At 51.6% G+C, this 19,270-nt stretch carries 12 protein-coding genes; all 12 read left to right on the top strand.

Annotated features, from left to right (window positions below; translation table 11 throughout):
* Window positions 1-18 precede the first annotated feature (18 nt).
* The 12 genes from ndk to A7Z29_RS12815 all read left to right on the top strand — a co-directional run bounded on the left by ndk (window position 19) and on the right by A7Z29_RS12815 (window position 19,248).
* Entirely contained in the window at window positions 19-450 is a 432-nt protein-coding gene (ndk, locus tag A7Z29_RS12875) for a nucleoside-diphosphate kinase (protein ID WP_000963837.1), read from the top strand.
* A gap of 149 nt (window positions 451-599) precedes the next feature.
* Window positions 600-1,754: a bifunctional tRNA (adenosine(37)-C2)-methyltransferase TrmG/ribosomal RNA large subunit methyltransferase RlmN gene (locus A7Z29_RS12870; protein WP_000003318.1), complete on the top strand. Its 1,155-nt coding sequence runs from the start codon at window positions 600-602 to the stop codon at window positions 1,752-1,754.
* Between the two features lie 284 nt (window positions 1,755-2,038).
* Window positions 2,039-3,046 (top strand): cytoskeleton protein RodZ, encoded by a 1,008-nt coding sequence (gene rodZ / locus A7Z29_RS12860; protein ID WP_032225953.1) that lies wholly within the window; start codon window positions 2,039-2,041, stop codon window positions 3,044-3,046.
* 26 nt (window positions 3,047-3,072) lie between these two features.
* Entirely contained in the window at window positions 3,073-4,191 is a 1,119-nt protein-coding gene (gene ispG, locus A7Z29_RS12855) for a flavodoxin-dependent (E)-4-hydroxy-3-methylbut-2-enyl-diphosphate synthase (RefSeq protein WP_000551807.1), read from the top strand.
* Window positions 4,192-4,301: 110 nt separating this feature from the next.
* Window positions 4,302-5,576: a histidine--tRNA ligase gene (gene hisS, locus A7Z29_RS12850; protein ID WP_105290333.1), complete on the top strand. Its 1,275-nt coding sequence runs from the start codon at window positions 4,302-4,304 to the stop codon at window positions 5,574-5,576.
* A gap of 17 nt (window positions 5,577-5,593) precedes the next feature.
* A complete protein-coding gene (gene yfgM, locus A7Z29_RS12845; protein WP_000409213.1) occupies window positions 5,594-6,214 on the top strand; it encodes an ancillary SecYEG translocon subunit YfgM in 621 nt (206 codons plus the stop codon).
* 10 nt (window positions 6,215-6,224) lie between these two features.
* Complete coding sequence (gene bamB / locus A7Z29_RS12840; RefSeq protein WP_001177079.1) at window positions 6,225-7,403, top strand: outer membrane protein assembly factor BamB; 1,179 nt, start codon at window positions 6,225-6,227, stop codon at window positions 7,401-7,403.
* 117 nt (window positions 7,404-7,520) lie between these two features.
* On the top strand, window positions 7,521-8,993 hold the full coding sequence (gene der / locus A7Z29_RS12835) for a ribosome biogenesis GTPase Der (protein WP_024165069.1): 1,473 nt from the start codon (window positions 7,521-7,523) through the stop codon (window positions 8,991-8,993).
* A gap of 62 nt (window positions 8,994-9,055) precedes the next feature.
* Window positions 9,056-9,271 carry a zinc ribbon domain-containing protein gene (locus tag A7Z29_RS12830; protein ID WP_000422358.1) on the top strand — a complete coding sequence of 72 codons (216 nt, stop codon included), beginning with the start codon at window positions 9,056-9,058 and terminating at the stop codon, window positions 9,269-9,271.
* A gap of 210 nt (window positions 9,272-9,481) precedes the next feature.
* A complete protein-coding gene (gene sinH, locus A7Z29_RS12825) occupies window positions 9,482-11,662 on the top strand; it encodes an intimin-like inverse autotransporter SinH (RefSeq protein ID WP_105290332.1) in 2,181 nt (726 codons plus the stop codon).
* Between the two features lie 55 nt (window positions 11,663-11,717).
* Window positions 11,718-12,683, top strand: coding sequence for a SinI family autotransporter-associated protein (locus A7Z29_RS12820; RefSeq protein WP_000683616.1), 966 nt, complete (start codon window positions 11,718-11,720; stop codon window positions 12,681-12,683).
* Between the two features lie 115 nt (window positions 12,684-12,798).
* Entirely contained in the window at window positions 12,799-19,248 is a 6,450-nt protein-coding gene (locus A7Z29_RS12815; protein WP_105290331.1) for an adhesion domain-containing protein, read from the top strand.
* Window positions 19,249-19,270: the final 22 nt, after the last annotated feature.

The following is a 19,270-nucleotide window of genomic DNA, read 5'->3' as shown; positions in this document are numbered from 1 at the left end:
TAATTTACAGAGGTAAAAATGGCTATTGAACGTACTTTTTCCATCATCAAACCGAACGCGGTAGCAAAAAACGTCATTGGTAATATCTTTGCGCGCTTTGAAGCTGCAGGGTTCAAAATTGTCGGCACCAAAATGCTGCACCTGACCGTTGAACAGGCTCGTGGCTTTTATGCTGAACACGATGGGAAACCGTTCTTTGATGGTCTGGTTGAGTTCATGACCTCTGGTCCGATCGTCGTTTCCGTGCTGGAAGGTGAAAACGCCGTTCAGCGTCACCGCGATCTGCTGGGCGCGACCAACCCGGCGAACGCTCTGGCGGGAACTTTGCGCGCAGACTACGCTGACAGCCTGACCGAAAACGGCACACATGGCTCTGATTCTGTAGAATCTGCCGCTCGCGAAATCGCCTACTTCTTCGGTGAAGGCGAAGTGTGCCCGCGCACTCGTTAATAATTTCGTAAATGCCGCGTGCAAACGTGGCATCCGTGCGCCAGAATTTGTACAATGCAGCGCCCCCGGACGAGCAGCCGCTCACCGGGGCGTTTCTTTTTTCAACCCTCCAGGGGCCATAACGTGTAATAACGAGGCCGGAATAGCATATGTCTGAACAATTAGTCACACCTGAAAACGTCACCACGAAAGATGGAAAAATCAACCTGCTGGATCTCAACCGTCAGCAGATGCGGGAGTTTTTTAAAGATTTAGGTGAAAAACCCTTCCGCGCCGATCAGGTGATGAAGTGGATGTATCACTATTGCTGCGACAACTTTGATGAGATGACCGACATCAACAAAGTGTTGCGTGGCAAACTGAAAGAGGTGGCGGAAATCCGCGCACCGGAAGTGGTTGAAGAACAGCGTTCATCTGACGGCACCATTAAATGGGCGATTGCCGTTGGCGATCAGCGCGTCGAAACGGTGTATATCCCGGAAGACGACCGCGCCACGCTTTGCGTCTCCTCGCAGGTGGGGTGTGCGCTGGAGTGTAAATTCTGTTCCACCGCCCAGCAGGGCTTTAACCGCAACCTGCGGGTGTCGGAAATTATCGGCCAGGTGTGGCGTGCGGCGAAAATCGTCGGCGCAGCAAAAGTCACCGGTCAGCGTCCGATCACTAACGTAGTGATGATGGGTATGGGCGAGCCGCTGCTCAACCTGAACAATGTCGTTCCGGCGATGGAAATCATGCTTGATGATTTCGGTTTTGGCCTGTCTAAACGTCGCGTGACGCTTTCCACTTCCGGTGTAGTTCCGGCGCTGGATAAACTGGGCGATATGATTGACGTTGCACTGGCAATTTCCCTGCACGCGCCGAACGACGAAATTCGTGACGAAATTGTACCAATCAACAAAAAGTACAATATCGAAACGTTCCTTGCTGCAGTGCGCCGTTACCTGGAGAAATCCAATGCGAACCAGGGGCGCGTCACTATCGAGTACGTGATGCTTGACCACGTTAACGATGGCACTGAACATGCGCACCAACTGGCTGAACTGCTGAAAGATACGCCGTGTAAGATTAACCTGATCCCATGGAACCCGTTCCCCGGCGCGCCGTATGGACGCAGTTCGAACAGCCGTATCGACCGTTTCTCAAAAGTGCTGATGAGCTACGGTTTCACCACCATTGTGCGTAAAACTCGTGGTGATGATATCGACGCCGCCTGTGGTCAGCTGGCAGGTGATGTCATTGACCGTACTAAACGTACTCTGCGTAAACGGATGCAGGGTGAAGCTATCGACATTAAAACGGTCTGATAGTTATTACGCCACGGTTACTTTATGTACCGTGGCGTAATGTTTTATGAATGTAGCATTAAGTTGCAATTGTCTGATCAATATTAACGGTGCGTTTTTGCTGACTTTAAGGCAGTATGTAACGATGCAACAGTAAGTTAGCTTTGATTCATGTGGGCTTTGTCACGAGCACACAGACAGTCTTATACTGTATGATAAAGGTTAACTTTACGGATGTTTCGCGGTGTGGGTGGGCGTGATGGTTCACCGGCATCCCAATTCTCTTTTAAACGTACCTGCAGCGAATGAATACTGAAGCCACGCACGACCAAAATGAAGCACTTACCACCGGCGCTCGCTTGCGTAATGCCCGTGAACAACTTGGACTTAGCCAGCAAGCCGTTGCCGAACGACTTTGTTTGAAGGTTTCCACGGTACGCGACATTGAAGAAGATAAGGCGCCAGCCGATCTTGCTTCAACATTCTTGCGCGGGTATATCCGCTCTTATGCGCGTCTGGTTCATATTCCGGAAGAAGAACTGCTGCCGGGACTGGAAAAGCAGGCACCACTGCGGGCGGCAAAAGTTGCGCCAATGCAGAGTTTTTCCCTCGGCAAACGCCGCAAAAAACGCGATGGCTGGCTGATGACTTTCACCTGGCTGGTGCTGTTTGTGGTGATTGGCCTGAGCGGCGCCTGGTGGTGGCAGGATCACAAAGCCCAGCAGGAAGAGATCAGCACTATGGCTGATCAATCCACTGCGGAGCTGAATAATAACCAGAGCCAGAGTGTACCGTTAGATACGTCTGCTACCGAAACCCAGACGACTACATCGCCTGCGGCTGTAGATACCACCGCCACGAACACGCAAACGCCAGCCGTGACGACGCCAGCACCCGCTGTAGCGCCGCAGCAGGACGCAGTTGTTCCTCCTTCACAGGCAAATGTTGATATCGCGGCTACTACACCAGCGGCTCCGGTCGCAACAACAACGCCAGATGGCGCAGCGCCGTTGCCAATCGATCAGGCTGGCGTGACCACTCCAGCGGCTGATCCTAATGCGCTGGTGATGAACTTTACTGCTGATTGCTGGCTGGAAGTCACCGATTCTACCGGCAAAAAACTGTTTAGCGGGATGCAGCGTAAAGGCGGTAATTTGAATTTAAGCGGTCAGGCACCGTACAAACTGAAAATTGGTGCCCCAGCTGCAGTGCAGATCCAGTATCAAGGGAAACCTGTCGATCTGAGTCGTTTTATCAGAACTAACCAGGTTGCGCGTCTGACCCTCAATGCCGAACAATCACCGGCGCAGTAACAGACGGGTAACGCGGGAGATTTTTCATGCATAACCAGGCTCCAATTCAACGTAGAAAATCAACACGTATTTACGTTGGGAATGTGCCGATTGGCGATGGTGCACCCATCGCCGTACAGTCCATGACCAATACGCGTACGACAGACGTCGAAGCTACGGTCAATCAAATTAAGGCGCTGGAACGTGTCGGCGCTGATATCGTTCGCGTCTCTGTACCGACGATGGACGCGGCAGAAGCGTTCAAGCTCATCAAGCAGCAGGTTAACGTGCCGCTGGTAGCCGACATCCACTTCGACTATCGCATTGCGCTGAAAGTAGCGGAATACGGTGTTGACTGTCTGCGCATTAACCCTGGCAATATCGGTAATGAAGAACGCATTCGCATGGTGGTTGACTGTGCGCGCGATAAAAACATTCCGATTCGTATTGGTGTTAACGCCGGATCGCTGGAAAAAGATTTGCAAGAAAAGTATGGCGAACCGACGCCGCAGGCGCTGCTGGAATCTGCCATGCGCCATGTTGATCATCTCGATCGTCTGAACTTTGATCAATTCAAGGTCAGCGTGAAAGCGTCTGACGTTTTCCTCGCCGTTGAGTCTTATCGTCTGCTGGCAAAACAGATCGATCAGCCGCTGCACCTGGGGATCACCGAAGCCGGTGGCGCACGCAGCGGGGCGGTGAAATCGGCTATTGGTTTAGGTCTGCTGTTGTCGGAAGGCATTGGCGACACGCTGCGCGTCTCGCTGGCGGCTGATCCGGTCGAAGAGATCAAAGTCGGTTTTGATATTTTGAAATCGCTGCGCATCCGTTCGCGCGGCATCAACTTCATCGCCTGCCCGACCTGCTCGCGTCAGGAATTTGACGTTATCGGTACGGTTAACGCGCTGGAGCAACGTCTGGAAGATATCATTACCCCGATGGACGTTTCGATTATTGGCTGCGTGGTGAATGGCCCGGGCGAGGCGCTGGTTTCTACGCTTGGCGTTACGGGCGGCAACAAGAAAAGCGGCCTCTATGAAGATGGCGTGCGCAAAGACCGTCTGGACAACAACGACATGATCGACCAGCTGGAAGCACGCATTCGTGCGAAAGCCAGCCAACTGGACGAAGCGCGTCGAATTGACGTTCAGCAGGTTGAAAAATAATAACGTGATGGGAAGCGCCTCGCTTCCCGTGTATGATTGAACCCGCATGGCTCCCGAAACATTGAGGGAAGCGTTGAGGGTTCATTTTTATATTCAGAAAGAGAATAAACGTGGCAAAAAACATTCAAGCCATTCGCGGCATGAACGATTACCTGCCTGGCGAAACGGCCATCTGGCAGCGCATTGAAGGCACACTGAAAAACGTGCTCGGCAGCTACGGTTACAGTGAAATCCGCTTGCCGATTGTAGAGCAGACCCCGCTATTCAAACGTGCGATTGGTGAAGTCACCGACGTGGTTGAAAAAGAGATGTACACCTTTGAGGATCGCAATGGCGACAGCCTGACTTTGCGCCCTGAAGGGACGGCGGGCTGTGTACGCGCCGGCATCGAGCATGGTCTTCTGTACAATCAGGAACAGCGTCTGTGGTATATCGGGCCGATGTTCCGTCACGAGCGTCCGCAGAAAGGGCGTTATCGTCAGTTCCATCAGTTGGGGTGCGAAGTTTTCGGTCTGCAAGGCCCCGATATCGACGCCGAACTGATTATGCTCACTGCCCGCTGGTGGCGCGCGCTGGGTATCTCCGAACACGTAACTCTTGAGCTGAACTCTATCGGTTCGCTGGAAGCACGTGCCAATTACCGCGATGCGCTGGTTGCGTTCCTTGAACAGCATAAAGAAAAACTGGACGAAGACTGCAAACGTCGCATGTATACCAACCCGCTGCGTGTGCTGGATTCTAAAAATCCGGAAGTGCAGGCGCTTCTCAACGACGCTCCGGCGTTGGGCGATTATCTGGATGAGGAGTCTCGCGAGCATTTTGACGGTTTGTGCAAACTGCTCCAGAGCGCAGGTATTGCCTATACCGTAAACCAGCGTCTGGTGCGTGGTCTGGATTACTACAATCGTACCGTTTTCGAATGGGTCACTAACAGCCTCGGTTCCCAGGGCACCGTGTGCGCAGGCGGTCGTTATGACGGTCTTGTGGAGCAACTGGGCGGTCGCGCCACACCGGCAGTCGGTTTTGCGATGGGCCTGGAACGTTTGGTGTTGTTAGTTCAGGCAGTTAATCCGGAATTTAAAGCCGATCCTGTTGTCGATATATACCTGGTGGCTTCGGGTACTGATACACAATCTGCGGCTATGGCATTAGCAGAGCGTCTGCGTGATGAATTACCGGGCGTGAAACTGATGACCAACCACGGCGGCGGCAACTTTAAGAAACAGTTTGCCCGCGCTGATAAATGGGGTGCCCGCGTTGCTGTGGTGCTGGGTGAGTCCGAAGTGGCTAATGGTACGGCAGTAGTGAAGGATTTGCGCTCTGGTGAGCAAACGGCAGTTGCGCAGGATAGCGTAGCCGCGCATTTGCACACGTTACTGAGTTAAGGAAGGAGAAGGACAGCGTGGAAATTTACGAGAACGAAAACGACCAGGTTGAAGCGGTTAAACGCTTTTTTGCTGAAAATGGCAAGGCACTGGCTGTTGGGGTGATTTTAGGCGTTGGCGCACTGATTGGCTGGCGCTACTGGAACAGCCATCAGGTTGAGTCTGCACGCTCCGCTTCTCTTGCCTATCAAAATGCGGTTACCGCAGTTAGCGAAGGCAAACCTGACAGCATCCCGGCGGCGGAAAAATTCGCTGCTGAAAATAAAAATACTTACGGCGCGCTGGCTTCTTTGGAACTTGCGCAGCAATTTGTTGACAAAAATGAACTAGAGAAAGCCGCCGCTCAATTGCAACAAGGGTTGGCGGACACGAGCGATGAAAATCTCAAAGCCGTGATAAATCTGCGTCTTGCCCGGGTTCAGGTGCAGCTCAAGCAGACTGATGCCGCGCTGAAAACCCTCGATACCATTAAAGGTGAAGGTTGGGCTGCTATTGTTGCCGACTTGCGTGGTGAAGCATTACTGAGCAAAGGTGATAAGCAAGGTGCGCGTAGTGCGTGGGAAGCAGGCGTGAAAAGCGATGTGACCCCGGCACTGAGTGAAATGATGCAGATGAAAATTAATAATTTGTCCATCTGAGAGGGACCCGATGCAATTGCGTAAATTACTGCTGCCAGGAGTGCTTTCCGTTACCCTTTTAAGCGGCTGTTCGCTGTTTAACAGTGAAGAAGATGTGGTCAAGATGTCCCCATTGCCGACCGTTGAAAACCAGTTTACGCCGACCACGGCGTGGAGCACTTCCGTTGGTAGCGGCATTGGTAACTTCTACTCTAATCTTCATCCGGCACTGGCGGATAACGTTGTCTATGCAGCCGATCGCGCTGGTTTGGTAAAGGCGATGAATGCGGATGACGGTAAAGAAATCTGGTCTGTCAGCCTGGCTGAAAAAGATGGCTGGTTATCTAAAGAGCCGGCATTACTTTCCGGCGGCGTGACCGTCGCAGGTGGTCATGTCTATATTGGCAGCGAAAAAGCGCAGGTTTACGCGCTGAATACCAGCGATGGTACTGTGGCATGGCAAACCAAAGTAGCGGGTGAAGCACTTTCTCGCCCGGTGGTCAGCGATGGTCTGGTGTTGATTCACACCAGCAACGGCCAGTTGCAGGCGCTGAACGAAGCTGATGGCGCTGTTAAATGGACCGTTAACCTTGATATGCCTTCGCTCTCTCTGCGTGGCGAGTCTGCGCCAGCAACCGCATTTGGTGCGGCAGTCGTTGGTGGCGATAATGGTCGCGTCAGTGCTGTGTTGATGCAGCAGGGACAGATGATTTGGCAACAGCGTATCTCCCAGGCGACGGGTTCTACCGAAATTGACCGTCTGAGCGATGTTGATACTACGCCTGTAGTTGTGAACGGTGTTGTTTTCGCGCTGGCCTATAATGGTAACCTGACGGCGCTTGATTTGCGCAGTGGTCAGATTATGTGGAAACGCGAACTGGGCTCGGTGAATGATTTCATCGTTGACGGTAACCGTATCTATCTGGTTGATCAAAATGACCGGGTAATGGCGTTGACCATCGATGGTGGCGTGACGCTGTGGACACAAAGCGATCTGCTGCACCGCCTGCTGACTTCCCCGGTGTTGTATAATGGCAACCTGGTGGTGGGTGATAGCGAAGGTTATCTGCACTGGATTAATGTGGAAGATGGACGTTTCGTTGCCCAACAAAAAGTTGATAGCTCTGGTTTCCAGACTGACCCGGTTGCCGCTGATGGCAAACTGCTGATCCAGGCAAAAGACGGAACCGTGTACTCCATTACACGTTAATCGTCTCTGTCGTTCACTTTGAAAACGGCTCCTGGACAGGAGCCGTTTTCCTGTTTTTAACAACGACGCGAAAATAGCGTGCGTTGTCTGATGATTTATAAAAATGAGGCTTTAAACATGGTACCTGTGGTCGCGCTTGTCGGGCGCCCTAACGTAGGAAAATCCACGTTATTTAACCGTCTAACTCGCACCCGAGATGCGCTGGTTGCGGATTTCCCGGGTCTGACTCGTGACCGTAAGTACGGTCGTGCGGAAATTGAAGGCCGCGAGTTTATCTGTATTGATACCGGCGGGATTGACGGTACAGAAGACGGTGTAGAAACCCGCATGGCGGAACAATCGCTGCTGGCGATTGAAGAGGCGGACGTTGTACTGTTTATGGTCGATGCGCGCGCGGGTCTGATGCCTGCGGATGAAGCCATTGCCAAACATTTGCGTTCCCGTGAAAAGCCAACCTTCCTGGTGGCGAACAAAACCGATGGACTGGACCCGGATCAAGCAATTGTTGATTTTTATTCACTTGGTTTAGGTGAAATTTACCCAATTGCCGCTTCGCATGGTCGTGGCGTATTAAGTCTGCTGGAGCACGTGCTGCTGCCGTGGATGGAAGATCTCGCACCGCAAGAAGAAGTCGACGAAGACGCTGAATACTGGGCGCAATTTGAAGCGGAAGAGAACGGTGAAGAAGAAGAGGAAGACGACTTCGACCCGCAAAGTCTGCCGATCAAACTGGCGATTGTTGGTCGTCCAAACGTCGGTAAGTCTACACTCACTAACCGTATCCTGGGTGAAGAGCGCGTCGTGGTTTACGACATGCCAGGCACGACGCGTGACAGTATCTACATTCCGATGGAACGTGACGGACGTGAGTATGTACTCATTGATACTGCGGGCGTGCGTAAACGCGGAAAAATTACTGATGCGGTAGAGAAGTTCTCGGTAATCAAAACATTGCAGGCGATTGAAGATGCCAACGTTGTGATGTTGGTGATTGACGCACGCGAAGGTATTTCCGATCAGGATCTCTCCCTGCTTGGCTTTATTCTCAATAGCGGGCGCTCACTTGTGATTGTGGTGAACAAGTGGGACGGCCTGAGCCAGGAAGTGAAAGAGCAGGTGAAAGAGACGCTGGACTTCCGTCTGGGCTTTATCGACTTCGCCCGTGTGCATTTTATTTCTGCATTGCACGGTAGCGGTGTTGGTAACCTGTTTGAATCAGTACGTGAAGCGTATGACAGCTCCACCCGTCGTGTGGGGACCTCTATGCTGACGCGCATCATGACGATGGCTGTTGAAGATCACCAACCGCCGCTGGTACGCGGTCGTCGTGTGAAGCTGAAATATGCCCACGCCGGTGGTTATAACCCGCCGATTGTGGTGATTCACGGCAACCAGGTGAAAGACCTGCCTGACTCGTACAAACGTTACCTGATGAACTACTTCCGCAAATCTCTGGACGTGATGGGTACGCCGATTCGTATTCAGTTCAAAGAAGGGGAAAACCCGTATGCGAACAAGCGTAACACTCTGACGCCGACCCAGATGCGTAAACGTAAGCGTCTGATGAAGCACATTAAGAAAAGTAAGTAATTACTTATTGGGTTTCTCTTGCCATCCAGGAAGAGAAACCCAACCAATCGCGAGGAACAAATATGGAACTCAACTGCCCTGTCTGCCAAAACCCTCTCGAACGCAATGGCGAGACGGCTCACTGCACAACTTGCGATAAAGATTTCACTGTTCAGGCGCTTTGCCCTGACTGTCATCAGCCGTTACAGGTATTAAAAGCCTGTGGCGCGGTGGATTATTTCTGCCAGAATGGACACGGTTTAATTTCTAAAAAGCGCGTTGAATTTACCACTGCTTAATATCACGGGAATATATGTTTTCTTTTATATATTCCCAGTATAAATATAATGAACCAATTTCTATTAGCTTAACACGTAATTAGAGTGAACAAACTCCCATTGTTATAACTTTAAGAATATATTTAGCATTTCTGGTGTGTAATATCTGAACTATCTGGAATACAATGCCGAAGCTGATTTCAGATTATAAAATCGTTACAGGGAAAAGGCATGTTGCGATGGATACGCTATTTTATGCTAATTTTTATCTCTGGTGCTGCTTATGCGACACCAGAGATAAATGTTAAGCAAAGTGACTCTTCATTACCGGATTTGGGAAGCGAAGCTGCCTTACAAGAAGAACAAAATAATAAAGGTAAATCCTTGAAAGAGCGTGGTGTCAACTACGTCGCCGAATCCGCCCAGCAGGGATTTGAGAACCTGACCCCAGAAGCTCTGGAATCTCAAGCAAGAAGCTATCTGCAAGGGCAAATCACCTCATCTGCACAGTCTTATATCGAAGGTGCGCTTTCTCCATACGGTAAAGTCCGTTCGAATCTTTCTATCGGTCAGGATGGCTCGCTGGACGGCAGTTCAATCGACTATTTTGTTCCTTTATATGATTCTCAAAAAAGTGTTTATTTCAGCCAGTTATCCGCTCAACGTAAAGAGGAACGCACGATAGGTAATATTGGCTTCGGCGTTAGACATAATTTAGATAAATGGTTATTGGGTGGAAATATATTTTATGATTATGATTTCACTCGTGGACATCGCCGTTTAGGGTTAGGGACTGAAGCCTGGACGGATTATTTAAAACTTTCTGGTAACTATTATCATCCACTTTCTGACTGGAAAGATTCAAAAGATTTCGACTTCTATTTAGAACGACCTGCGCGTGGTTGGGATGTTCGTGCGGAAGCCTGGCTACCTTCTTATCCACAGTTGGGGGGCAAAGTTGTTTTCGAGCAATATTATAGTGACGAAGTTGCGTTGTTCGGCACCGATAATTTAGAAAAAGATCCCTATGCAGTGACGCTCGGCATGAACTATCAACCAGTTCCGTTATTGACAGTCGGGGCGGACTATAAAGCAGGCACTGGAGATAACAGTGATCTTAGTGTTAACGCCACGATTAATTATCAGTTCGGTGTTCCGCTAAAAGATCAACTGAATAGCGATAACGTCAAAGTCGCTCACTCGCTGGTGGGGAGCCGCCATGACTTCGTCGAACGTAATAACTTTATCGTGCTGGAATACAAAGAAAAAGACCCACTTGATGTCACCTTGTGGCTTAAAGCGGACGCCACCAATGAGCACCCGGAATGTGTGATTAAAGACACGCCAGAAGAAGCGGTTGGACTGGAAAAATGTAAATGGACCATCAACGCGCTGATCAACCATCATTACAAAATTATTTCCGCCTCGTGGCAGGCGAAAAATAACGCTGCCCGCACGCTGGTCATGCCTGTTGTTAAAGCGAATACCATCACTGAAGGTAACAACAACCACTGGAATCTGGTGCTGCCCGCCTGGCAGTACAGTTCCGATAAAGCAGAGCAGGAAAAGCTGAATACCTGGCGGGTACGGTTGGCGCTGGAGGATGAAAAGGGTAATCGGCAGAATTCCGGTGTGGTGGAAATCACCGTGCAGCAAGACCGTAAAATTGAGCTGATCGTCAACAATATTGCGGATGTACCTGAAGAGAACAATCACAGCCACGAAGCCAGCGCCCAGGCAGACGGCGTTGATGGCGTGGTGATGGATCTCGACGTCACTGACAGCTTCGGTGATGACACTGACCGCAACGGCAATACACTGCCAGAAGATAACCTTTCCCCGCAGCTTTACGATGCGCAGGATAAAAAAGTCACGCTCACCAATAAACCCTGTTCAACCGAGAATCCCTGCGTCTTTATCGCCAAACAAGATAAAGAAAAAGGAACCGTCACACTCTCCAGTACGTTACCCGGCACTTTCCGTTGGAAAGCAAAAGCTGCTCCGTATGACGACAGCAACTATGTGGATGTGACATTCCTTGGTGCGGGAGGGAATGATGTTAATGCGTTTATCTACCGTGTATCTGCGACTAATCCCGTCAATCTTATCGACAATGAGAAAGAGCATTTGCCTGTGGATAACGCCTACCGCTTTGTTTTGTGGCGCGATGCCAACAAAGATGGCGTTTTCCAGCAGTCGGAAAAACTGACGGAAGAGGAAATGACGCAATACGACTACCAGTGGGAATTTACCGGGCAAAGCGTTAACGGCTACACCGGCGCCCAAACAAATACCAGCAATGAAGATATTGTCATCCCTGCCACTAACGAAGAAGCCGTGCAGAAATTTGGTGCCCAAAAACAAGATGGCGTGCAAGGGTATGGATTACGTGTGGTTTACAGCAAGCACTAGATCGGCGTAATGGCCGATCGGCCAGTCACTGGATATTAATCAAGGAGAGAGTTGAATGAAACATTATTTAAAGCGACCGATGACCAAAGTTGCGCTGGCGCTGGCTTTAGCAGGGTACTGCGCAGTGCCAGCAGCCATGGCAGAAGGGCAGGGTAATCTAAGAGCTGGTCAGTGGCAATCAGAGACGCAATCAACCGGAACGATTCAGGGTACAGTGCCGTGGATAACTCGTAGCGCGACAGAAACGAGCGATGCTGATAAATCTCATGTGACTATTACTATTGATCGCGGTGCGCGAACTGCTTCAACGGATGGCGAAAAGCAATTTCATGTTGGCGATAAGTTAACGGCAAACTGGGCCATTGGTGATACCCAGGGCGATCTTGATGACAACAACACAGCGACAAAAGCCACGCTGCAATGGATGAGCTACAAAGATCAAGCGGGTGGTGACCCAAGAGAGATTGGTACAGTTGGCAGTGACACTTACACCATCGCTGCAGCAGATGCGGATCGATACATCGGCTTGAAGATCACACCAACCACCACAACCGGTGACCCTAACGTCGCAGAACAGTTGGTGATGCTTGACCTCTCGACAAATGCTGGTGGTGGTTCTGATAGCGATGATATTCCTGAAGGTCCGGTATTTGATGATGCGGTTAAAGTGGTCATTCATGAACAGGGCGTTAATACCAACCTGCTGGGCAAAGCAACCAAACTCAAAACCAATACCACCTATCAGGTCATGCTGTGGAAAGATGGAAACAGCAATGGAACCTATGATACGGGTGAAGAAGTTACCAACCAGTACAACTACCGCTGGCGCTTTACAGGCACCAGTTTGCAGTTGGGTACTAACGGCGGGATTGTCAACCCGAGCCACAACAACAACGACCTGGTCATCCCGGTTACCAACGCCGAAGCGAAGACCTCTTTCGACTATTCCGAAGGCGGCCTCACTATTGGCGCAGACGGTGTTCAGGGCTACGGTTTGTCTATCGACTACCAGAGAAAATAATCTTTACCGGCACCATTCCCGTATGGGAATGGTGCTTTTCCGCACACTTTGCTTAGCCAACGTTAAGCAAAGTGGGTTGAGGTAAGAAAGTAACGTTAACGGGCAGGTTTCACTCATGGACGGGAAATTGAAACGCGTAAAAATGGTGATGGCATGTTTAATGCTTACTCTGGCTACGCCAGCAGTAGCAGCATTGAAAGGGAGCCAGTGGCAACATACCTCCGTTTCAACGGATGCCATAAATGGCACCCCTCCCATAGCAGACAGCGCCAGCGTGCCCGTTTATCAGGGCAGTGTCCAGCTTGATCCCGCCAAAGAGCACAATGTCGCCAGTACGGCCACGCCGGGGAACTTCAGCGTGGATGCTAGCGCAACCAGTATGATTTTAATTAACCCGGGCGATACCGAAGGTGACATGTTCAGCACTCCGCCGCTGCTGCGCTGGCAAAACCAAACGCTACCTGACGTTTCGCTGGTATGGGCGGAGGCTGCCACGTCTGATGTGCCGCTCGACCCGCAGCCTCGCGCCGATCGCTCCTTCTGCGCGCAAAACCTGGCGGGGCATAAGCTGGTAGTCATTCCACAGTTTGACCCTAAAGAAACGCTTCCGACGCTGAATCTTTTTACCCTGACCGGCGTGCCAAATCAGGGTTCGGTGTTGTTGAACGAAAAGCAGGTGACGCTCAATATTGCCGCAGCCCAGGGTGATTTAGTGAGTGCAAGCGTCAGTGGTTATGACGATACGCTAAAGGCAGCAAAAACCACCGTCGGCAGTACGATAACCTTAACGGTGACCACCAAAAACTGCGAGGGTAACCCAACAGGAAATCTTCCCTTTGTTATCAAACGGAAAGACGCAAGGAATCGCCAGGATGTTGTCAATAACACCGGCCCGGTGAGCATCGATAGCACGGAACTTACCACGACCACAACAGAGTATCACGGCACAACCGATGCCAACGGCACCGCGACCGTCACCGTCACGCAGGCTGCCGGACCAGGCGTAAAAACTCCGCTGGTTGTCAGTCTGCCAGGCATTACACAAACCAGCGAAACGGCAGTGATTTTTACCGTTCTGACCAGCCCGGACGTTGCGGTCGCCAGTATGTGGGGTCACATGCCGGATACGCTGAAAGCGCAGCAGTACACCTTCAGCCGACCAAAACTGGCGGCGGAAGTCAGCAATGAGGATGGCACCGCAGACGATCACAATGAAACCTGGTCCACGTTTGTCTGGAGTGGGGCTGATAACCACTGTGACATTTTGCCGGGTATGCGTCAGTTCGGCGCGTTGGCAACAGTCATTCCCACCTCGATTCAGGAAGTGGCGGGATGGCCAATGCAGGGAAACTATTACTGGTCTTCGCTGGCGGGGGCAAGTGGAATGCACCACGCGGCTGACGTTTCTAACCGTAGCGAGGCGCAAAAACCAGATGCGACGAAATTCCTGGTCAGTTGTGTCGATAAAGAAGCTCCGGACGTCGAACCGAAAATTGTTCTCACGCCCGCGAGTTTTAATGATACGGCGCAGGCGATGAAAGCGAAGGTTGGGGAAGACGCCATCATGCGTCTGACTATTACTGACAACAAAAATAACGATCAGCCGTTAGCGTATTACTATTTCTCTTTGCATCTGGACGACGGCGTTAACCGTAAAAATCAATCCAATCCCACCTGGGAGACGCACCCGGTTCAAATCCGTGGTGGCACCAACCTACAACAGGTAGATGCGCATAATTACGAAGGGATTACTGACGCTAATGGCCAGGCCACGCTGACGTTAAGTCAGCCAGACGGCGTTGGTGTGAAAACACACATCACGGCGGCGATGCGTAGTAACTATAACGCATCGGATGCCAAAGACGTCATCTTCACCGTGGTCACCAGCCCGGACAGCGAATATGCCCGCATGTGGGGCCATATGGGCAGTGGGATTATGGCGGAGGGGAATCTCTATAAACGGCCACGCCTGGCGGATGAAACGACGCATGAAGTAGGGGTGATGCGTGAAAATAATGAAGACTGGGCGTTGTTTGACCAGAATACCAGTATGCAGGCGGAATGCGGTGTGGGGCATATTCCCTCGCAAAGTTCTCTGGAGATTTTATTTGCGGGTCATCAGGGAAATACGATAGGCACTGAACATGGCTGGCCGACGGCAAATTATGATTATCTTACCGCCGCCCAGCAAGCCGAATTGCATTCGTCTGTAGACCTGGGAACGGGGGGAGTGGATACCTATTCCGGTTTTAAACCCAACTATCTCTCCTGTTCTGCCAACGAACTGATTGCGCGGGTGGTGGTGGAAACCGATAAAGATGTTTCACCCACCTCTAAACAGGCAAGAGCAAAAGTCGGCGAAAAAATCACCATGACGGTGCGTACAGTCAATGGTCAAAATAATGCGCCCATCCCTTATGCTGACTTTACTATCACGAAAGATATCAGCCTTGATAGAGAAGGAAAGGCAACCGACTATAGCGATCCCAGCAATGGTGCGATAACCCTGAACGGCACGCAATATGGCACCTCACAGCCTTCGATGGTCTACTCTGGCACCACGGACGCGCAGGGCATGGCGACCGTCGTTATCGAGCAGCCGCAGGGGGTAGGTTTAAGAACCAAACTTATCGTCACACCGACCAATTCCGTGCTGCCGAACACAATCAACTACTACGTGATCTTTACCGTTCCCACCAGCCCGGATGTGACCGGTGCGAAAATGTGGGGTCACATGGATAACACCATCACCGTTGGGTCGCTAACCTTTGAACGCCCAAAACTGATTAATGAAGTCAGTGGTGAAACCAGTCAACTGGCTGAAAATAACGAAACCTGGGTACGCGTGGCGCAGGCGGATATTGAAAATACGGCGGCGGGCGGTTGCGGAGTCAATAAAGTGCCGCGCAAAGAACAGCTAAATATGCTTTATGCCGCCAACGACAATAATACTATCCAGACGGTTCACGGTTGGCCAACCCAGCGTGAAGAGTACTGGAGCAGCACACCTGTCGATAAAGTGCCGCATCTGGCGGCGGTCTGGTTGAATAACGGCAGTATAGAGAGTGCGAATACCACGCCAACGTATATGACGTGTTTAGCTACCGCTAATCCGCCTGCAAGTATCATCATGCTTGAAGTTGTGAACCAGGCGCAGTGGAACAGTTCGCTTAACGCAGCGAAGCTGAAAAAGGGCGAGACGTTGCAGGTGAAAGTGACGGTAAAAGACGCTGCTGGTAACCCGATGGCAGATATGCCGTTTACCCTGAAACGCGGTGATGGCTATACCCGCCCAGGTGAGCGTCATACGGCAGGCAGCAGCGATGGGGTTGTCTCATCGGTGGTGGTTGATGCTGGTCTGCCAGATGAAATGGCGCTCAATGATACCGCTACGGCGTATGCCGCCCTGACAGGTAGCGATGGCAGTAAAATACTCAACATTACGCGCCCGGATACCTACGGCACGAAAACGGCACTCACCGCTGCGCTCTATTCCGATCCAACAAAAAATGCATCGATGGATACCATTTTCACCGTCGTCACCAGCCCGGATAGTGCAAAAGCAAAAATGTGGGGGCACATGCCGGAAACGCTAACGGCAGGTGGTCTGACGTTTAAGCGCCCGATCCTGTTTTCAGAGTTGACCGGTAGCCCCGGCAATAAACGCAAGGGGCCGGAAGAAGATAACGAAATCTGGGCGCTGTTTACAGAAGCGCAGGCAGCGAAGAACAGTAATGGCGGCTGTGGTACGGATTATGTCCCCTCCATGAACTCGCTGGTCGCGCTCTCTGGCGCCTGGCACGGGCACTCGGTTGACGGCTGGCCGATACTGAAATCCTATGACTCCAGTACGCCGGACCAGAACAGTATTGACGATCGTAAATACAAAGGCGTGCAGCTTAACGGCGGCACCAGCAGTAGTCTGGCGGCAACGGACAACGGGTATTTGACCTGTCAGACAACGGCAAACCCGTCGGTTAGCACCATTGAGTTGAGGTCAGCCCAGGCGGCTAAATATGATGGTAACGATGCGGTAAAAGTCAGAACGGATTACAACAAAGTCGGGGATCAAATCACTATGGTAGTGACGACCCGAGATGCGCAGGGTAACCCGCTGGGCTATGTACCGTTTACGCTGAATCATGGTATCACACTGCCCCGTAACCCGAATTCGATTAGCATGGATAACCAGTCACGGTTGTTACATGTAGGGGACAGCTACAGTAACAGTAGCGACTACCTTGATGATGGCAATAAATATTACAGCGTGACTGGGGCTGATGGTTCGACGACATTTACGCTATATCAGCCCAATAATGGGAAGGGGACGCGTATTCCACTGACGGCGGAAATCGATGACGGTAGCGCAATAACGTCGAATACCCTGAGTGCTATTTTCACTGCCATCACCAGCCCGGATACGCCAAAAGCGAATTTCTGGGGGCATATGCCGGAAACCTTAACAGCACATAACGGCAAGGTATTTAAACGTCCATTGTTAAAAGTGGAGGCAGGTTCTTCAAACGGGCTTATTGTCAACAATGAGAACTGGCAGCGACTGACTATCGCTAATGCGCTGAGTGGTATGCAGGGAGGTTGTAAAGATAAACTGCCGTCTATTAACGATTTGCAATCGTTATATGAAGCGTATCCTTCGGGAACCATTGAAACGGCACAGGGCTGGCCGCTCGATAAGTCAACATTGCCAAGACCGTACTTCTGGTCGCGAAGCGTAGTCACCAGTCCAGGCACAGCGAAGATCAGTTATCAGTACATTAATCTCAAATCGGGAACGACTGGGCAGGCAGCTTCAGATGCTACAGATCTCAACTTCCAGACCTGCCTGGAGAGTGCGGAGTCGGTAGGCAAAATTACCCTGACCACGGCGGTGGAAAACTGGGATAGTTCGTTGCTGGCCGGAAAAGCGCATAAAGGCTCACCGCTGCCGCTGACGATTACGGTGACCCGACCAGATGGCTCTCCTGCGGCATTTGAGTCGGTGGGGATTTTGCGTGCCGCCAGTTACAATCGTGCGGGCACATCGCTCAGCGAAACGGTAACGACGGATGATTTGGTGGCCGATACGTTCAACCCAGCACAAACCATACAAAGCGCCAGCATGAATGGTCGGAGTAATACCAGTTATCTGGTTATTCAGACCGATGCTCAGGGTAAAGCGACGCTGAATCTTCACCAGGATAGCTCGACCGGTCTTAGAACACCGATAACCGCATCAGCACTTGGCAGTAGCCCTATGCTAACCGACTCGCTGGACGCAATTTTCACGGTTCTCACCAGCCCGGACGTTAGCGTAGCCAACATGTGGGGGCATATGGCGGAAACGGTGACGGCGGCAGATGGCACCGTTTTTGTGCGGCCTAAAATAAAGGCTGAGTTAACGAACACCTCAGGCGTTCACGTTAAGGATTTAAATAGTGAAAGTTGGCTTGTGCCTACTGTTCAGGAAAGGGAACGTAGCGGCACGGCGGCGTGTGAGGCCGCGCGCTGGCCGACCAACGAGCAACTTATATCGCTGTATAACCGTCATCCCAATGGAACATTGATGGCTGATACCGGCTGGCCGGTGGAGTCATCGGGGTATGCCTGGTGGGCAGTGGACTCGACGTGTGATACCAGCGGAGCCAACAGATGCGCGACTGTCGATTTGTATAATGGCCAGGCTGAGGCGGCGAGCAGAAGCCGCGCATTGCAGGCCTGCTTGCTGAACCCTAACGTTTCGGTGTCTACCGTAACGCTCACCTCAACGGTATTTGACGCTACCACTCAGGCTGCGAAGGTGAAGAAAGGGGAATCTATGCCGGTGACAGTCACAGTGAAAGACAGCGCCGGGAAACCGGTGCCGAACGTGGCCTTTACACTGACGCGCGGTGATGCCGTGCCACGCAACCCAGGGGCGACTTTGTATGGCGACGTGGCGGCGATGGATGACCTGCGCGCTCAGCCGTCCACTGGCGCGATGGTCACGTTATCCGATAGCGGTAATACACTTCAGGGAACCACCGGTTCTGACGGTACGGCGACGTTTATGATTAAACAGGATAATACGCCTGGATATAAAACGCCGCTGACGGTGACGCTGACCGATAACACCAGCATCACCGCGACGATGGATGCCATTTTCACAGTAGTGACCAGCCCGAACGTGGCAAGTGCCTACTTCTGGGGGCATATGAGCGACACCGAGACGGTAAGCGGCAAAACATTGCACCGTCCGTTGCTGAAGTCAGAACTGCCGTCGAATGCTGTCGCAGCGGTAACGCCGGTCGTCAATAATGAAATCTGGGCGCTGGCGCATACGGTTGACAGCAGTAAATGGGATCTGGCGAAACAGTGCGGCAGACTGGGGAATGCACCGGAATACAGCGAACTGCAAACGCTGCATTCCAGCTTTAGCGCGTTGGGATGGCCGTCATCGCCCAGCTTCCCGTATTTATCGCAAAGCCGCTCTGGCAGTCTCTATTGCGGTATCATTGAACCTGCGGGCTCATTGGACTGTGCAATCTCCCCGGCGACGACATCAGGGTTTGCCACCTGCTTCCAGTAACACTTACGCCGCATCCGGCATG

The sequence above is a fragment of the Escherichia sp. MOD1-EC6842 genome, assembly GCF_002965705.1.
In the GTDB taxonomy this organism is placed as follows: Bacteria; Pseudomonadota; Gammaproteobacteria; order Enterobacterales; family Enterobacteriaceae; genus Escherichia; species Escherichia ruysiae.
The sequence above is the reverse complement of the archived record's forward strand: the minus strand, read 5'-3'. Positions and strand labels throughout refer to the sequence as shown.

Bases quoted from the DNA above. Each gene is read 5' to 3' on its own strand.
- rodZ (WP_032225953.1), top strand. From the start codon at position 2,039: ATGAATACTGAAGCCACGCACGACCAAAATGAAGCACTTACCACCGGC.
- A7Z29_RS12820 (WP_000683616.1), top strand. From the start codon at position 11,718: ATGAAACATTATTTAAAGCGACCGATGACCAAAGTTGCGCTGGCGCTG.
- sinH (WP_105290332.1), top strand. From the start codon at position 9,482: ATGTTGCGATGGATACGCTATTTTATGCTAATTTTTATCTCTGGTGCT.
- ndk (WP_000963837.1), top strand. From the start codon at position 19: ATGGCTATTGAACGTACTTTTTCCATCATCAAACCGAACGCGGTAGCA.
- der (WP_024165069.1), top strand. From the start codon at position 7,521: ATGGTACCTGTGGTCGCGCTTGTCGGGCGCCCTAACGTAGGAAAATCC.
- A7Z29_RS12830 (WP_000422358.1), top strand. From the start codon at position 9,056: ATGGAACTCAACTGCCCTGTCTGCCAAAACCCTCTCGAACGCAATGGC.
- ispG (WP_000551807.1), top strand. From the start codon at position 3,073: ATGCATAACCAGGCTCCAATTCAACGTAGAAAATCAACACGTATTTAC.
- bamB (WP_001177079.1), top strand. From the start codon at position 6,225: ATGCAATTGCGTAAATTACTGCTGCCAGGAGTGCTTTCCGTTACCCTT.
- A7Z29_RS12870 (WP_000003318.1), top strand. From the start codon at position 600: ATGTCTGAACAATTAGTCACACCTGAAAACGTCACCACGAAAGATGGA.
- A7Z29_RS12815 (WP_105290331.1), top strand. From the start codon at position 12,799: ATGGACGGGAAATTGAAACGCGTAAAAATGGTGATGGCATGTTTAATG.